At 63.8% G+C, this 14,457-nt stretch carries 11 protein-coding genes; 6 read left to right on the plus strand and 5 right to left on the minus strand.

Annotation, left to right across the window (positions count from 1 at the left end):
• The first annotated feature begins 14 nt into the window (after positions 1–14).
• Positions 15–335 carry a UDP pyrophosphate phosphatase gene (locus tag DKK67_RS15970; RefSeq protein WP_111497498.1) on the plus strand — a complete coding sequence of 107 codons (321 nt, stop codon included), beginning with the start codon at positions 15–17 and terminating at the stop codon, positions 333–335.
• A gap of 11 nt (positions 336–346) precedes the next feature.
• Positions 347–1,138 (plus strand): class I SAM-dependent methyltransferase, encoded by a 792-nt coding sequence (locus DKK67_RS15975; RefSeq protein ID WP_111497499.1) that lies wholly within the window; start codon positions 347–349, stop codon positions 1,136–1,138.
• A 28-nt stretch (positions 1,139–1,166) separates the two neighbouring features.
• Here the strand turns inward: DKK67_RS15975 and plsB are convergent, their stop codons facing one another.
• Positions 1,167–3,632, minus strand: coding sequence for a glycerol-3-phosphate 1-O-acyltransferase PlsB (gene plsB / locus DKK67_RS15980; RefSeq protein ID WP_111497500.1), 2,466 nt, complete (start codon positions 3,630–3,632; stop codon positions 1,167–1,169).
• A 169-nt stretch (positions 3,633–3,801) separates the two neighbouring features.
• On the opposite strand from plsB, the gene nudC reads away from it, so the two are divergent.
• Together nudC and murI are read left to right on the plus strand one after the other, a co-directional pair.
• Complete coding sequence (gene nudC, locus DKK67_RS15985) at positions 3,802–4,608, plus strand: NAD(+) diphosphatase (protein ID WP_111497501.1); 807 nt, start codon at positions 3,802–3,804, stop codon at positions 4,606–4,608.
• Complete coding sequence (gene murI, locus DKK67_RS15990) at positions 4,605–5,420, plus strand: glutamate racemase (protein ID WP_111497502.1); 816 nt, start codon at positions 4,605–4,607, stop codon at positions 5,418–5,420. Before nudC ends, murI begins: the two co-directional genes overlap by 4 nt.
• Here murI and DKK67_RS15995 read toward each other — a convergent pair.
• Positions 5,417–6,424, minus strand: coding sequence for a DUF2156 domain-containing protein (locus DKK67_RS15995; RefSeq protein WP_111497503.1), 1,008 nt, complete (start codon positions 6,422–6,424; stop codon positions 5,417–5,419). The two genes, murI and DKK67_RS15995, sit on opposite strands and share 4 nt — an antisense overlap.
• Positions 6,425–6,480: 56 nt before the next feature.
• Positions 6,481–7,134: a class I SAM-dependent methyltransferase gene (locus tag DKK67_RS16000; protein WP_111497504.1), complete on the minus strand. Its 654-nt coding sequence runs from the start codon at positions 7,132–7,134 to the stop codon at positions 6,481–6,483.
• A 315-nt stretch (positions 7,135–7,449) separates the two neighbouring features.
• On the opposite strand from DKK67_RS16000, the gene DKK67_RS16005 reads away from it, so the two are divergent.
• A complete protein-coding gene (locus tag DKK67_RS16005; protein ID WP_162628854.1) occupies positions 7,450–8,280 on the plus strand; it encodes a substrate-binding periplasmic protein in 831 nt (276 codons plus the stop codon).
• Here DKK67_RS16005 and DKK67_RS16010 read toward each other — a convergent pair.
• On the minus strand, positions 8,242–10,416 hold the full coding sequence (locus DKK67_RS16010; protein WP_111497506.1) for a putative bifunctional diguanylate cyclase/phosphodiesterase: 2,175 nt from the start codon (positions 10,414–10,416) through the stop codon (positions 8,242–8,244). The two genes, DKK67_RS16005 and DKK67_RS16010, sit on opposite strands and share 39 nt — an antisense overlap.
• The gene (locus tag DKK67_RS16015; RefSeq protein WP_111497507.1) at positions 10,413–12,473 is read right to left on the minus strand and encodes an HDOD domain-containing protein; all 2,061 of its coding nucleotides are present in this window, start codon (positions 12,471–12,473) and stop codon (positions 10,413–10,415) included. The genes DKK67_RS16010 and DKK67_RS16015 overlap by 4 nt, the downstream gene beginning before the upstream one ends.
• Positions 12,474–12,749: 276 nt before the next feature.
• Between DKK67_RS16015 and DKK67_RS16020 the strand changes: the two genes are divergently transcribed.
• Entirely contained in the window at positions 12,750–14,087 is a 1,338-nt protein-coding gene (locus tag DKK67_RS16020; protein WP_111497638.1) for a MinD/ParA family ATP-binding protein, read from the plus strand.
• Positions 14,088–14,457 lie beyond the last annotated feature (370 nt).

Here is a 14,457-nt window from a genome sequence, read left to right on the forward strand (position 1 = left end):
ATAGTGCTCCATCGATGATTCGCGGCCTTCCTTATAACGGCGTTAGCCCCGTTCCTGCCGACAGCCCGCTACAGCGGGATCGGGACACTGCGTCCCGACCGGACGGCCGTACGCCGGATACGGAGACCGGCGTACGCCGCGACACGGTCGACCCGGAACGCCTGGAGCGCCGCGTACAGGCTCGCCAGGCGGCTGAGGACGCCCAACTGGAGCGTTTCCGGGCCGACGACGTGCCGCTGCGCAATGCCCAGGCACTGGACGTTTTCAACAACATTGCCAGTACCCGCGAAGAAGGGGACGACGTCGAGCTTGCGGGCATCGACATTCGCGTATAACGTTTCCCGCCATGTCTTCCCCATCCCTTGCCGTTGCCTGCGCTGAGCAGGTTCATTCCGGACCTGCCCAGACCCTGGCGCAGAGTCTGTCTTTGCCGTTTCTTGGTGTTGTCGACCCGCGTCGGGTCGATGCCTGCCCGGTGTTGCTCTGGCTCGACGACCAGGGACTGGCCCTGCAGCAAACCGGGCGCAAGGTTCCCGGCCCGGTGCGGGCCGAATTCGTTTCCGGCAAGGCGGGCTATCGCCGGGATCATGGCGGCGGGGCCGGGCAACTTGTTGCCCGTGCTGTCGGCCTCAAGAAAACCCACCGCGAACTGCACGTGCTGGACGCCACCGCCGGACTGGGGCAGGACGCCTACGTACTGGCCGGGCTGGGCTGCCGGCTGACACTGCTGGAACGCTCGCCGGTCATTCATGCGCTGTTGGCGGATGGCCTGGAGCGGGCGGCGGGCGACCCGGCAGCGGCTCCACTGGCGGCGCGAATGAGCTTGCAGGCGGGGGACAGCATCGACTGGATTCGAAGCCAGGACGGGCCGCTGGCGGACGTGATCTACCTGGACCCGATGTTTCCGCATCGTGACAAGTCGGCCCGGGTCAAGAAAGAGATGGAGCTGTTCCGGCCTATCGTGGGCGCCGATGACGATGCCCCGGCGCTGCTGGAAGCGGCCCTGGCCAAGGCGGCCTACCGGGTGGTGGTGAAGCGCCCGCGCAAGGCGCCGACCGTTGACGGGCCGGCGCCCAGCACCCAACTGGAAGGCAAGAGCAGCCGCTACGACATCTACGCCCTGAAGGCGCTGCCCTGAGCGCCGTCTGCCGCGATGCCATAACAGATCAGGCCCCCAGCATGGTCACCTGCTGGATGGCCTGGCGCATTTCCATGTTCAGTACCAGCCGGGCGTCCTCCGCCACCTCGTCGAGCCCTTCGGTGTAGCACAGCAGCTCGTTGTCGTCGGTGGTGAGGATCTCGTCCCGCTGCAGGTTGGCGATGAAGTTGCGGAACAGCGCCTTGTCGAAGAACTCCGGCGCGTTGACACCGAACAAGATCGACATGCGCTGGGCCATCTGCGTGCTCTGTTCTTCCAACTCCCTGGCGGAAATCTTGCCTGAACCGTACTTGCGCAGGATGGCGATGGAAATGTGGTAGCGCTCCAGGGTCTGGATGATGAAACGGGACAGGCTGCGCAGGCGCAGGGCGGCTTCGGTGCCGTCCGCCGGGCGGCACACCTTGTCGCCGTCCCGGGTCAGCAGGCCGCGCTCCGCCAGGACATCGATCCAGTGCTCGATGACCGGTTCGACCGCATCGTCCGGGTACTGCAGGAAGAGTTCAGAGCGGATGTACGGGTACACCGAGCCGGCCAGGAACACCACGCGCTCGCGTTTGAGGGTGGAGAAGTTCTCGAACAGGCAGGCGATCAGCGCCGGCAGCGCGAACAGGTGCTGGATGTTGTTGCGGTAGTAGGTCATCAGGATGGCGTTGTTGCCTTCCAGCGCAATGATGTCACCCAGGTCCTGCTTGAAGCGGCTGACCAGGCCCATGTTCTCGCAGTAGGCGATCCAGTCGCGGCCGTTGCCCTCGGGAAAGGTGATGTGGGCGGAATACGGGGCCGAACGGATCAGGTCGCAGAACTCGTCCAGAAAGCGTTCCAGCAGGCGCTCGTCCATGGCCAGTTTCTGGGCCGAGAGCAGCACTGTGGCCACCATGCCGATCGGGTTCACTGCAGCCGCGGCGTTGATGTGCTCGGCCACCTTGTCCGACAGGGCACTGACGGCGGTATTGAGCCAGCGTGGGCGATAGTCGCTGTCGTAGGCCTCGTCACGCCATTCCGGATGCACGTCGTCGAGCACCCGGTTAAGGCGGATCGGGTCGCCGAAGTTGACCGCCACCTCGCCGAAGGAGTTGCGCAGCTTGCGGACGGTCTTGAAAAGGGAAAAGATGCTTTCCTTCTGCTTCTTCTTGCCGCGCAGTTCGCCCAGGTAGCTGCGCCCCTCCATCACTTTCTCGTAGCCGATGTACACCGGCACGAATACGATCGGCTTGCGATGATCGCGCAGGTAACTGCGCACGGTCATCGACAGCATGCCGGGGCGTGGCTGCAGCGTGCGACCGGTACGGCTGCGACCGCCCTCGACGAAGTACTCCACCGAATAGCCGCGCGAGAACATCACATGCATGTACTCGTTGAACACGGTGGCGTAGAGCGGGTTGTCGCGGAAGCTGCGACGCATGAAGAAGGCGCCGCCCCGGCGCAGGATCGGGCCCACCACCGGCATGTTCAGGTTGATGCCGGCGGCGATGTGCGGGGGCATCAGGCCGTTGCGGTAGAGCACGTAGGACAGCAGCAGGTAATCGATGTGCGAGCGGTGGCAGGGCACATAGATCACCGCGTTGTCCTTGGCGACATCCTGCGCCACCTCGATGTTGTTGACGGCGACGCCGTTGTAGATCCGGTTCCAGAGCCAAGACAGCACCACTTCCAGGAAGCGGATGGTGACCACGGACATGCTGGCGGCGATTTCGTCGCCGTACTTGAGGGCCTTGGCGCGCACTTTTTCCGGTGGCAGGTCCTTGTCCCGCGCGGTTTCCCGGATCGCTTCCTTGACCGCCGGGGTACGCACCAGCGAGGCGACCAGCGTGCGGCGGTGTGACAGGTCGGGACCGAGAACGGCCTGACGCACGCGCCGGAAGTGGGTGCGCAGGATGCGGGCCAGCTTGCGGGTGGCACGCTCCTCGTTGTCACGGAATTCATTAATCACGTGCTGGATGGAAATGGGGCGGTTGAACTGCACGTAGGTGTTGCGGCCGTGGACCAGGATGATCAGCAGCTTCTGAAGGCGGCCGGCCACGGACCAGGTATCGGACAACAGCAGCTTGAACAGTGACTTTTCCTTGTCCGGCGAGCGGCCCCAGAACAGGGTCACCGGCACGATCTGGATGTCCTGGCTGGAATCATGCAGCGCCAACGACGTGATCTGCTTGATGCGCGGCGTCAGCGCCGGCGAATGGCGGCGTCTGAACAGTCCGCCGGCGCGCTGGTAGAGAAAGAAGAACGATCGCCGCGGGCCGTTTTCGATCGGCAGCGGCGCCTGGGAGGAAGGCAGACCCGCGCGCAGGATTTCCTGCTCCAGCACCAGGCGGCTGGACAGGGAGCTGTACTGGAGGACGTAGCAAACCGGCTTGTCCGGATCCAGTTCCAGTTGGTCCCGGCTTGCGCCCATCACATCGGTGCGGACCCATAGAAACAGGATCTTTCGTAAAAGCGTAAAGAAAAGGGCGCTAAGTCCCGGAAAAAATCGCATGCAAACTCCGTTATGCGGTCAGGTGCCGTAAGTTTACTTGCTCCCACCAAGAGCGCAAAGGTCGCCGGTCACGGCCCCGCCAAATGTCCTGGAGAACCCGCATTGTGGTACTTTGGGCCAGATTGGATACCATGTGCAGCGTCTTTTAACGAACAGGAGAGACAGGCCTATGCCAGGTTGGGTTCCGGGTTGGACGGAAGCGCCGCCCGCGCCGGGTGATGGATTGATTCTGGCTCGGGGACAGACCCTGGTGCGCGCGCCCGATGGTTGGGTCCACGACGCCCGGTCCCCGGCCGCAGCGCTGACCGGCACGCCCCCCGTATGCCTGGGTGAGCTGCATGGCCAACGCCTGTTCGTGGCCCTGGCCGAACGCCCGCCCGAGGACCAGGCCGTCGCCCTGCGCGATGCGCTGCTGGGTTCTGAACCCGAGTTGGCCAGCGTCCTGAGCACGGCCTGCCAGGTTCTGCAGTGGCAGCGGGATCACCGGTTCTGCGGTCGCTGTGGCGGCGAGACCCGAATGCATGACCGCGAACGGGCCAAATGGTGTGACCACTGCGAGATCCCGTTCTACCCGCGCCTGGCGCCTTGCGTGATCGTGCTGATCCGTGACGGCGAGCGCTTGTTCCTGGCGCGCTCCTCCCGCCATACTCACGGCTTCTACAGCCTCATCGCCGGCTTCATCGAGCCGGGGGAGAGCGCCGAGGAAGCGGTGCGGCGCGAAGTCATGGAGGAAACGGGCCTGACCGTAAATAACGTGCGCTACCAGGCGTCCCAGCCCTGGCCGTTCCCGCATCAGCTGATGCTGGGTTTCTTCGCCGACTATGCCGGCGGCGAGCTGCGCCTGCAGGAGGACGAGTTGGCCACCGCCGACTGGTTCCACCCTGATGAGCTGCCCCCGGTGCCGCCGTCGGGCACCATCGCCGGCCGGTTGATCGAGCGGGCCCTGGCCGAGCGGGAGGCGCCGGCCGGGTCGTGAGCACTCCCCGTGTACTGGTGTTCGATTCCGGCGTGGGCGGGCTGAGCATTGCCGCCTGCCTGCACGCCGCCATGCCCTCTGTATCGCTGACCTACCTGGCCGATACGGCCGGTTTCCCCTACGGCGATCAGTCCGAAGAAACGGTCATCGCCCGCTGTGTCGCGTTGATCGAGCGGTTGATGGCGCAGGAACCGGTGGATCTTGTGGTGGTGGCTTGCAATACCGCCAGTACCGTGGTGTTGCCGGCCCTGCGCGAGCGTCTTCAGGTACCGGTGGTGGGCGTGGTGCCGGCGATCAAGCCGGCGGCGGCGCTGTCGGAGAATCGCCGCCTGGGCGTGCTGGCGACGCCGGCGACGGTGCGTCGCCCTTACACCGAGGACCTGATCCAGCGCTTCGCCGCCGATTGTGAGATTGTCCGGGTCGGCCATCCAGGGCTGGTGCGCTGGGCGGAGGCCAAGGTCGGCGGGCGGCCGGTGCCGCTAGCGGAACTGGCCGAAGCGGTTCGGCCGTTGGCGGACGCGGGGGTGGATACGGTGGTCCTGGGCTGCACGCATTACCCCCTGATCCGGGATGAGTTGGTGCAGGTACTGCCTGAGGTGCGCCACTGGGTCGACTCCGGTGATGCCATTGCCCGCCGCGTGCACTACCTGCTCGATGAGGCCGAACGCCTGGTCGACGGCTGCGAGACGTCGCCCATGAACGCGCGCTTTTCCGGCCCGGTTCCAGGGGAATTCGAGACAGTGCTCAACGGGCTGGGGCTTCTGGCCGGCCGGGTGGATGGCGGCTGGCCCGAGGGCTTTACGCCGCCTTAAACCACCCGTGTCAACTTGAGCATGGCCAGGAATTCCAGCGCCGGTAGCCCGCGCCGGTGGCAGCAGTAGGTCTTGAAGCGTTCGCCACGAAAGCGGGACTTGGTGAATTCCAACCCCTTGAAGTTGTATAGGAAATTGCCCCGGTCGTAGAGCCCGTGCAGGATGCGCTTGAGCAGTCGGGCCTCCTGGGGTTCGGTGGTCTGGTCCAGCGACAGGGGAATCAGCCCCAGATCCAGATAGGGCACGCCCTCCGCCTGGAAAACCGACATGGCGTGAGCCATCAGGGTGTAGAAAATGCCCTGCCGGAAATCGGCGTTGGCCCGCGAGATGTTGGGCACGTAGCTGATGATGTCGTTATTGCGATAAATCGGATCGAAGTAAATGAACCCCACCGCCTGACCGTTCTGGTAGGCGTAGAAATGCCGCTCGTTCTCGCGATAGGTCATGTCCATGGGGCGGATCAGGAAGCGAATCTCATTGCTTTTGACCTTGCGGGTGCGAATCCAGGCTTCGGAGATCTGCCGCGTGTGGTCGTCGCTGAAGCGTTCACGGACGGTGATGCCGCTGCGCGCGGCCTGGTTCACCGCCGTGCGGATGATCTGCTTCTTCTTGCCGGACAGGGACCAGCCCCCCAAATCAATGCGCGACTCGCTGCCGAACTGGGTGCCGTACAGCCCGAAACGCTGGTGCAGGACATCCACCACCGGGCGGGAAACCTGGATGTAACAGGCATCCGGGTGGCGGTTGTGGAAACGCTCCAGCATCACCGGGAAGTCCTCCGGGGCGCAAACCGGGTCGGACAGCACGAAGGTCAGGCCCCACTTGCGCATGTAGGCGATGTAACCGACGCCGGGGACATCGAAATAGTCCATGTTCGGCTGCAGGGTGGAGAAGGACTGGGAGTGCACGCCGAAGCGCTTGAGGTAGTCCACGCGTTGCGCGAAGGTCAACTGGCCGGCTTCCCCGGCGCCAAGGCGATCCAGGGCAAGGGTCTGGTCTGTCATGATCGTCTCCCGAAAGGGGCGGCCCGTCACGGGTCGTGGGCCCCGCGTTCCGTGTCTCAGGCTGGCTTCTGGCCGAGGATCGACCAGTAGCAATCCATGTTCAGTAATTTGAAGTGCTTCCTGTCACGAATGGTCAGGCCCATTCGCTGCATGTGTTCCGGGTAGTTGTAGATCTGGTGGAAGGCATTGTTGGCGAACAGCCAGAACGTGAAGACGGCGGCGTACCAATAGGCTTTCTTGAACAATCGGGCCAGGGGGTTGCCGGTGGGGTAGCAGAAGTCGCCTACCACGACCTGGCCGCCGGCTCTGGCCAGGTCGATCAGGTGCCCGAGAACCCGCTCCATCATGGGTTCGTCGAACACGTTGAGGAAAAAGTTGGCGACCACCATGTCGTAGCGGCCAGGGGCGTCGATCGCCATGATGTCGCTGTGAACGGTGTGGATCGTCAGGTGCGGCGCTTCCTGGCGCCGGGCATCGTCGAACTTGCGCAGCATGGTGGCGGACAGGTCGACCACCGTCACCTCGGCCCCCAGTTCCGCGGCGCGGATGGCGTCACGGCCATGGCCGGCGCCGGCAAACAGGACCCGCGCCCCGGGCCGTATGGTGGTCATGTCCAGCATGGCGGTTTTGCAGCGGTGGATGTTCCTGCCACTGTAGAGTTGGCTTAGAAAGTCGTAGGCGGGTCCGATCACCCGATACTTGTCGCGCATGGTCCTGGCTGCCTGTTCCGTTTCTTTGGTTGCCCGGTGACAGCCTGAAAAGCCGTCTGCGGGCATTTGTTGTTCTGCGGAAGCTTAGGCAAGCCTCAGGCTGGATTTTGTGCCGTAATCCCCAATTCCGGATACATGGCGTTACGCATTGATACGCTTTGCAAACGGGGTCAAAAAATTTAATAGGATTGTCGGACAGTGTGTTAGGCGCTCGCTATGACCGAACGGCCTGTGTTCGGGACACTAGCGTCTGTCCTGTCTTTGCGGTATGAGTAGATGGATGTTCCGAAAGGCACCGGGGTAAGGTCAGACTCGATGATGAGATTGGGTTCCGACGTGCAAAAGCCGGTCATCGTTTTGCTGCTGGCGTTGTGGGGGCTTCTGTTCGCTTCGAACGCATGTGCGGAGAACGTGGTGAATTACCTGGTGGTGGAGGACAAGACGCGGCCCTTCCAGATTGTGGAAAAGGGGGAGAGTCGCGGCGGCATCGTGTCAGACATGGTGGACGCCATTTTCGCGGACTCGGACTACACCGTCCGCCACCGGGTCTTCCCGGTCAACCGCCTGCGCAAGGTGATTGCCAACAACGAGCTGGATCACTGGATCGCCTACGATGCGCCGCAGTGGGACAGCTTCGGCGAGCACGGCCAGTTCGTCGACGTACCGGTTCTCAATACCCATCACGTGCTGCTGACCTGTCGCGAGGACTTGCCTGCGCGTATCGATTCGATCCGCCAGATCGAAGGCCTGAGGATCCTGACGCTGCGTCATTTCGATTACGTCGCGCTGGACCGGGCTGCCGCCAAAGGCACGATTCGACAGCTTCCCATCGATCGTTACGAAGCCGGTATCCAGTTGGTCAGCCTGGGGCGGGCGGATGGTTTCGTGGAGATGGAGTCGCGGCTGCAGTTCCACGTCGGGCAGCACGCCGAGGTGGCCGGTCCCTGTCTGCGCTGGCTTGACTTCAGCGCCATTATCCCGGATTTTCCACTGTACCTGACCGTCGACAGCGACTGGCCCCCCGAGTTCGCCGCTTTCGTAGCGGAGCGCATCCGCTCGCTGCAGCAGTCCGGCGCTTTCGACCGTATCACCACCCACTATCTGGGTTCAGACGACGGCCAGGATTTTAGGCCGGTCGCCCAGTAGCTGGTCGATGTCCGCCGCCGGGCGCGCGGGGCCGTAGAAGAAACCCTGGACCTGCTGGCATCCCAGGTTGCGCAGGTACGCGAGCTGCACATCCGTTTCCACGCCTTCCGCGACAATATCCAGCCTCAGGCCATGCGCCATGGCGACAATGGCGTTGACGATGCAGGCGCCGTCCTCACCGCTGCGAATGCCGCGCACGAACGACTGGTCCACTTTCAGGGTATGGATGGGCAGGCGGTGCAGGTAGTTGAGGGACGAATACCCGGTGCCGAAGTCATCAATGGCGATGCGCACACCATGCTGGGCCAGTTGCTGCAGTTTGCGGCTGATCTGCTCCAGGTCGTTCATGATCACGTTTTCGGTGATCTCGATCTCCAGGTTCCGAAGCGGAAACGCCAGGCGTTCGAGTTGGGCGATCAGGTTGGGCACGAAGCGGGGGTGTTCCACCTGCAGCGGTGACAGGTTGACCGCCAGCCGCAGGTTGCGGTGGCCGCGTTCGATCCAGGCTTTGGTTTGCCGGCAGGCGATGTTCAGCACTTCTTCGCTGAGATCGGCGATCAGCTTGGTTTCCTCGGCCAGCGGCAGGAAATCCCGCGGGTAGAGCAGGCCGCGCTCGGGGTGCTGCCAGCGCACCAGGGCCTCCAGGCCGACGACTTCCCCGGTTTCCGAGGCCACCTGCGGCTGGTAGTGGACGCACAGCTCGCCGTTGACCAGGGCCTGGCGCAGGTCCCGTTCCAGGCTGAGTCGATTGGCGGTATCGATGCTCATGGTATCGCTGTAGAAGCGGTAGCCGTCCTTGCCGCCGGCCTTGACGTGGTACATGGCAATGTCCGAGCACTGGATCAACTGATCCATGGTTTCGCCGCACTCGGGAAACAGTGCGATCCCCACGCTGACACCGACGAACACTTCATGCTCGCCCAACTGGAAGGGTTCCTTGAGCACGCTGATCAGCTTGCGGGCGATCTTGCTGGCGTCGTTGTGGCTGGAAATGGCCGGCAGCAACAGGGTGAACTCATCGCCGCCGAAGCGGGACAGGGTATCGCCCTTGCGCAGGCAGCTTTCCAGCCGCTGGGTGACCGCCTGCAGGAGGCGATCGCCCATGGCGTGGCCAAGGGTGTCGTTGACCACCTTGAAGCGATCCAGGTCGAGGAACATCACCGCCAGTTTCTGCTGATTGCGCTGGGCCTGGGTGATGGCCAGCATCAGGCGATCCTTGAACAGGGCGCGGTTGGGCAGGCGGGTGAGTAGGTCGTGGTAGGCCTGGAAGTTGATGAAGGCTTCCGCTTCCTTGCGCTCGGTGATGTCCCGCGCCGAGCCGTAGACGCTGGGCTCCCTGGCCGGGCCGCTGCCGGTCTGTTCCAGGTGCGGCAGGAAATGGCTGTTCTCGTCGCCGATGGGGAAAGCCGTGATCTCGAAGTGACGATTGGCCTTGCGGCTGCCACGGGTCTTGAGCCGTATCTCGAACGTGCGCGGATTCTGGGCGTTGACGGCGGGATCCTGCAGGGCGTAGGTGCCCCGGGCGACGTCCTGTTCGTCGATCAGGTGGCGGAAGTGGCGGCCGATCAGCTCGGCGGGCCGGTAGCCCAGCAGCGCTTCCACCTTGTGGTTGACGAAGCAGACGCGGCCCTCGCGGTCGAGCATGAAGACGATGTCGGGGGACGTGTTGACGATGTAGCGGTGCAGCTCTTCGGATTTCTGCAGGCGCAGTTGCACCGTGCGGTGGGCGGATTCCAGGGCCTGTTTGCTGAGCACGTTGCGCAGCGTGGCGAGCAGTTCCTCCGGATCGAACGGCTTCTTGATGTAATCCTGGGCGCCGCGGCGCAGGGCACGGCTGACGGCGGTAAAGGACGACTCGCCACTGACCACGATGACCGGGGTGCCAATCCGGCGCTCCTGGATGAACTGCATCACCTGGTGACCGTCGACATCCGGCATGCGCAGATCGAGCATCACCAGATCGAAGGCGTCGCGGCTCAACAGATCGCAGGCGGCTCGCCCGCCCAGTGCGGCAATCGCCTGGTAGCCCTCTTGCTCCAGAAGGTCCACCAGGGTGCGCAGGATGCGTGGCTCATCGTCCACGACCAGTATTTTTGCCTCGGAACTGCCTGTGTTGTGCAATCGGTCCGACGTCATGCCTTGGGCTCGTTGTTTGAGGGCGGTTGTTCTTCTTCACCGGAGTCGTCCGGATGTTCATTGGGTTGCGCCGCAGGCAAGAGGATACGGAATCCGGTACCGTCCTCGCCAGTCCGGCAACTGATGAGCCCTCCCAGCTCATCGACCAACTGCTTGACGATGCTCAGGCCCAGGCCGCGGTGGCCCTCGCCCTTGTCGCTGGTGACGGGGCGGAACAGGCGACGCCGGATCGCCGCGGGTAGCCCGGGGCCCGAATCCGCAATGTTCAGCTCCACCCAGGCGCGATCCTCCTGCCAGATGGGGGCGATGGTCTGTATGTGGATCGCTCCGCCCGCCGGCTGACATTCGACGGCGTTTCTCACCAGATTGATCACCACCTGACGCACCGGGCCCTGTGTGGCCTGCACCCGGGTGTCCGCCCGGCTCAGTTGCGTCTCGCAGTCGATGCCATTGGGGGCGAACAGGGCCTCCTCGAAGAGGTCGCCCAACAGCTTCAATTCGTCGTTCAGCACCAGGCCATGGTCCGCGTCGTCAGCGCCGGCGTCCGTCTGGGCATCGCTGATACGCACCAGCAGGCCCGCGGCCCGGTCCAGTTCCTCGCGCACCACGTGCAGGTCAGGCTGCAGTTGATCCGTGCCTTCAATCGTCTGCATCTTACCCTGCAACTGGTGGATGTACTGTCGCACGATGGTCAGTGGGTTGCTGACTTCATGCACGCGCTTGCGCAGCTCGAGTTCCCGGGCCAACTGGTCCAGATCGGCGTTGCGGCTGTTCGGGGCCGGTTCCGACAGGCCCGAGGCCAGTGCTCCCATGCGCTCGGCAAACAGTTGGGTCAGCGGGACCAGGTTAAGGGGCTCGCCGCCACGGTCGAGGCCGATGACGAAGACGCCGTAGTCGGTTTTTCCGTTGCTCACCGGCACGGCGGCCATGGCGGGGCAATCCAGCAGCCCCAGTAGCTGTCGGTCGAGGATGGTGCCGTCGTTATTGTCGAGGATGTCGCTGGCGCGTCGGGTGGCCACGCGGCTGACCAGGCTGCGCGGATGGTCCAGCGGCACGGTGATGGCCGGCGGTGCGGTGCGCGTGGCGGCCAATAACCTGAGCTCGCCGTTATCGGCGCCGAACACGAGGCAGGATCGTCCGGTGAGGGTAGCCAGATTGTTGAGTGCGCTGCCCAGTAAGGCGGGCAGGGACGATGGCGGAGGTATCGCGCCCAACGACTGCTCCACCAGGGCCGAATGGATGACCCGGTTGGCCAGTTGGCGATGAACGCCGGCACCGTCGACCGGCCCGTCCAGGGGAATGTCGAGACTCTGCGCCATCGCGGTGACTTCATGTTCGATGCGGCTGCCGATTTCCCGCGTCAGGGCGGCGGTCAGCCCGAACAGGGTTTCGGCGGCTTCGACGCCGCCGGCTTCGGCCTGGGCGAGGCGCGAGGACAGGTTGATCAGTTTGGCCAGATGCCCGGCCTCGCGGATGTCGGCAACCGGGGCCTGCTGATGGCGAATGGCATCGACGGCAATGGCATCCAGGCCCCAGTGGCTGGCCAGCCGGACCGCCATGGCCACCTGGTTGTCGAGCAGAGCCTGCTGGGTCGGGCCGGGGGGATGGCGCAGCGCGCACAGCTCGCCCACGTTGTGCAGCAGGCCCACCAGGAAGGCTTCTTCGCTGTGCGGGTAACCGGTGAGTCGACCGAGCGCGCGGGCCGTCAGCGCGGTGGTGAGGCTATGGCGCCAGAAGTCACGCAGCGGCTGCCAGCAATCGGGTGCGGGGTCCTGCGTGAGCTGGCGCAGCGATGCGGTGATCACCAGCGCCTGGACTTGCTGGATGCCGAGCCGCAAGAGAGCCTGTTCGATCGACTGAATATCACCGGCGCGGCCATAGAGGGCGGAGTTGGCCAGCGCCAGAACGCGTGCGCACAGACCGGTGTCGGCGCTGATAATGCGGCCGATTTCGCGATAATCACCGTTGCCGCGACAGGCGTCCAGAGCCTGCAGCACCACATGGGGCAGGCTGGGCAGATCGCTGTCAGCAGGAAGTTCGTTATGAGCCCGAGTCATAAATTATGACGACTTCTTCACGTTCGGTTATGTCGAGGTGAGCTTAGCCAATCCTTTCATAAATTCAACGCAAACATGTACAGCTTTTGAACGGATTTGTCCCGTTCTGGTTGTAAAATTGCGTAAAGTTTAATCGTTGTGCCCGCTTCTCCGGGATTTGCACCTGTCCGGCTTCCTGCCAACGGCGTTACAATCCCGGGTTATCCCGGCTCCCGGACCGATGTCGCAGACCTTACTCGGCGGGGGCGCTTCGCAGGCAGTGGAGTGATGCCGTTCATGGCTGGAGATTCCGACGGAACCACCCGATCACCCCGTATCCTCGCCGTGACCGGTGGCAAGGGCGGTGTGGGCAAGACCTCCGTGGCCCTGAACCTGGCACTGGTGCTGGCCCGGCAGGGACATCGCGTGCTGTTGCTGGACGGGGATACCGATCTGGCCAACGTCACCATCATGTTGGGGCAGTATCCCGGGCGCACGCTCGAACACGTCTTCGGCGGGGAGTGCTCACTGGGCGAGGCGATTTTCGAGGCGCCGTTCGGGCTGCATATCCTGCCGGGAGCGTCCGGTGTTGAGCGCTGCATCGGTATCGCCCCGTCCGACCGGCTGAGCCTGTTCCGCGGGTTGGCCGCGTTTGAGAAGCGCTACGACTACATCCTCATTGATACGGCTGCGGGGCTGCAGGCCAACGTGATGCACATGATCGCCAGTGCCTCGCTGGCCTGCGTGGTGGTGACGCCGGACCCGACGTCGCTCACCGATGCCTTCTCCCTGCTCAAGGTCCTTAAACGTCGCGGCTACAAACGCACCCCGAGTGTACTGGTGAACATGGCGCGCGGCGCGAGCCAGGCCCAGTCCATCTTCCAGCGCTTCTACGCCGCCTGCCAGCGCCATCTGGAGATTCGCCCCCATTACCTGGGAGGCATCTGGCGCGACGAGGCCCTGCGCCGGGCGATCGCCAGTCAGCGGCCGGTGGCGTTGCTGCCGGAAAACGATCCGGCCTGCCGGCAATTCTGGGCCCTGGCGGACATGGTCAAGGTCCGATTCGACCAGGTGGCCCCGCGCCGCGCCGGATTTGCCGCCTACTGGAATCGCCTGGCCGAGCGCCGTCAGCCGGTTTCTGGGGCGTCGCCGGCCGCGCCTGTCCCCCGTCCAGAAACCTCACCGGCCCGGCAGGTCGATGCCCGCTGGCGCGACTGGACCCGGGAGCTGGAATCCCTGCTGGACGCACCGGAAGCGACGCCACTGCAGCGTTACGAGGCCCTGACCAGTTGCTTTGCACTGTTTGGGCGCACGATGGACGAGGACAGCATCGAGATCATCCAGACCGGCCTGGCATCCATGGCCTGGGAGCGACTTCCGCCGGAGCAGCGCAATCAGCTCGCAGCGCATCTCCGTCATCTGGCAGAGCAGGTGGAAGCGCCGTCATCCGACGTGCCGCCTGGCCAGCCGCCGGCCCCGGACCGGGCCCTCGACGCGGCAGGCGGACCCCGTTACGATGAAGGTCGATTCGGCAGTCAGGACGGACTGGTGCAGGCCCTGCGGGAGCAGCCGGATCACCTGTCCCTGGACGCCTGGCTGGAGTCGATTGCCCGCGATCGCAACGGTTCTTCGTGATGTCGAGTTGAACGTCGGTAACAGCCATTTCCCACATGCGGCCTGGTTGATGGCTGCTATTCGAAAGATGTCTGAATCTTCACTGTTACCCGATCACAAATCGATTAATTTGTAACCGGACTTTTTTGTTTTCTTGCTCCAGGTCACCAATCTGTCACACCGTGCACCGTAACATGGCCCGACAAATCGTTTCCGAAACCTTTGGGGGCCATCCGCCGTCCGTCGTTGGAGTGCAGGGTGCGGAAGACCTTCTTTTCAAAATCATAGCGTTAGGCTGTTCAGGGTTTTACCTGGCGTCAACCACGCAGGGATTGGCGTAGTTGATGCATTATTCATCAAAGTCGTCTGTTGCTGGTTTCTTCATCGAGAA

The sequence above is a fragment of the Marinobacter bohaiensis genome, assembly GCF_003258515.1.
GTDB lineage: Bacteria > Pseudomonadota > Gammaproteobacteria > Pseudomonadales > Oleiphilaceae > Marinobacter_A > Marinobacter_A bohaiensis.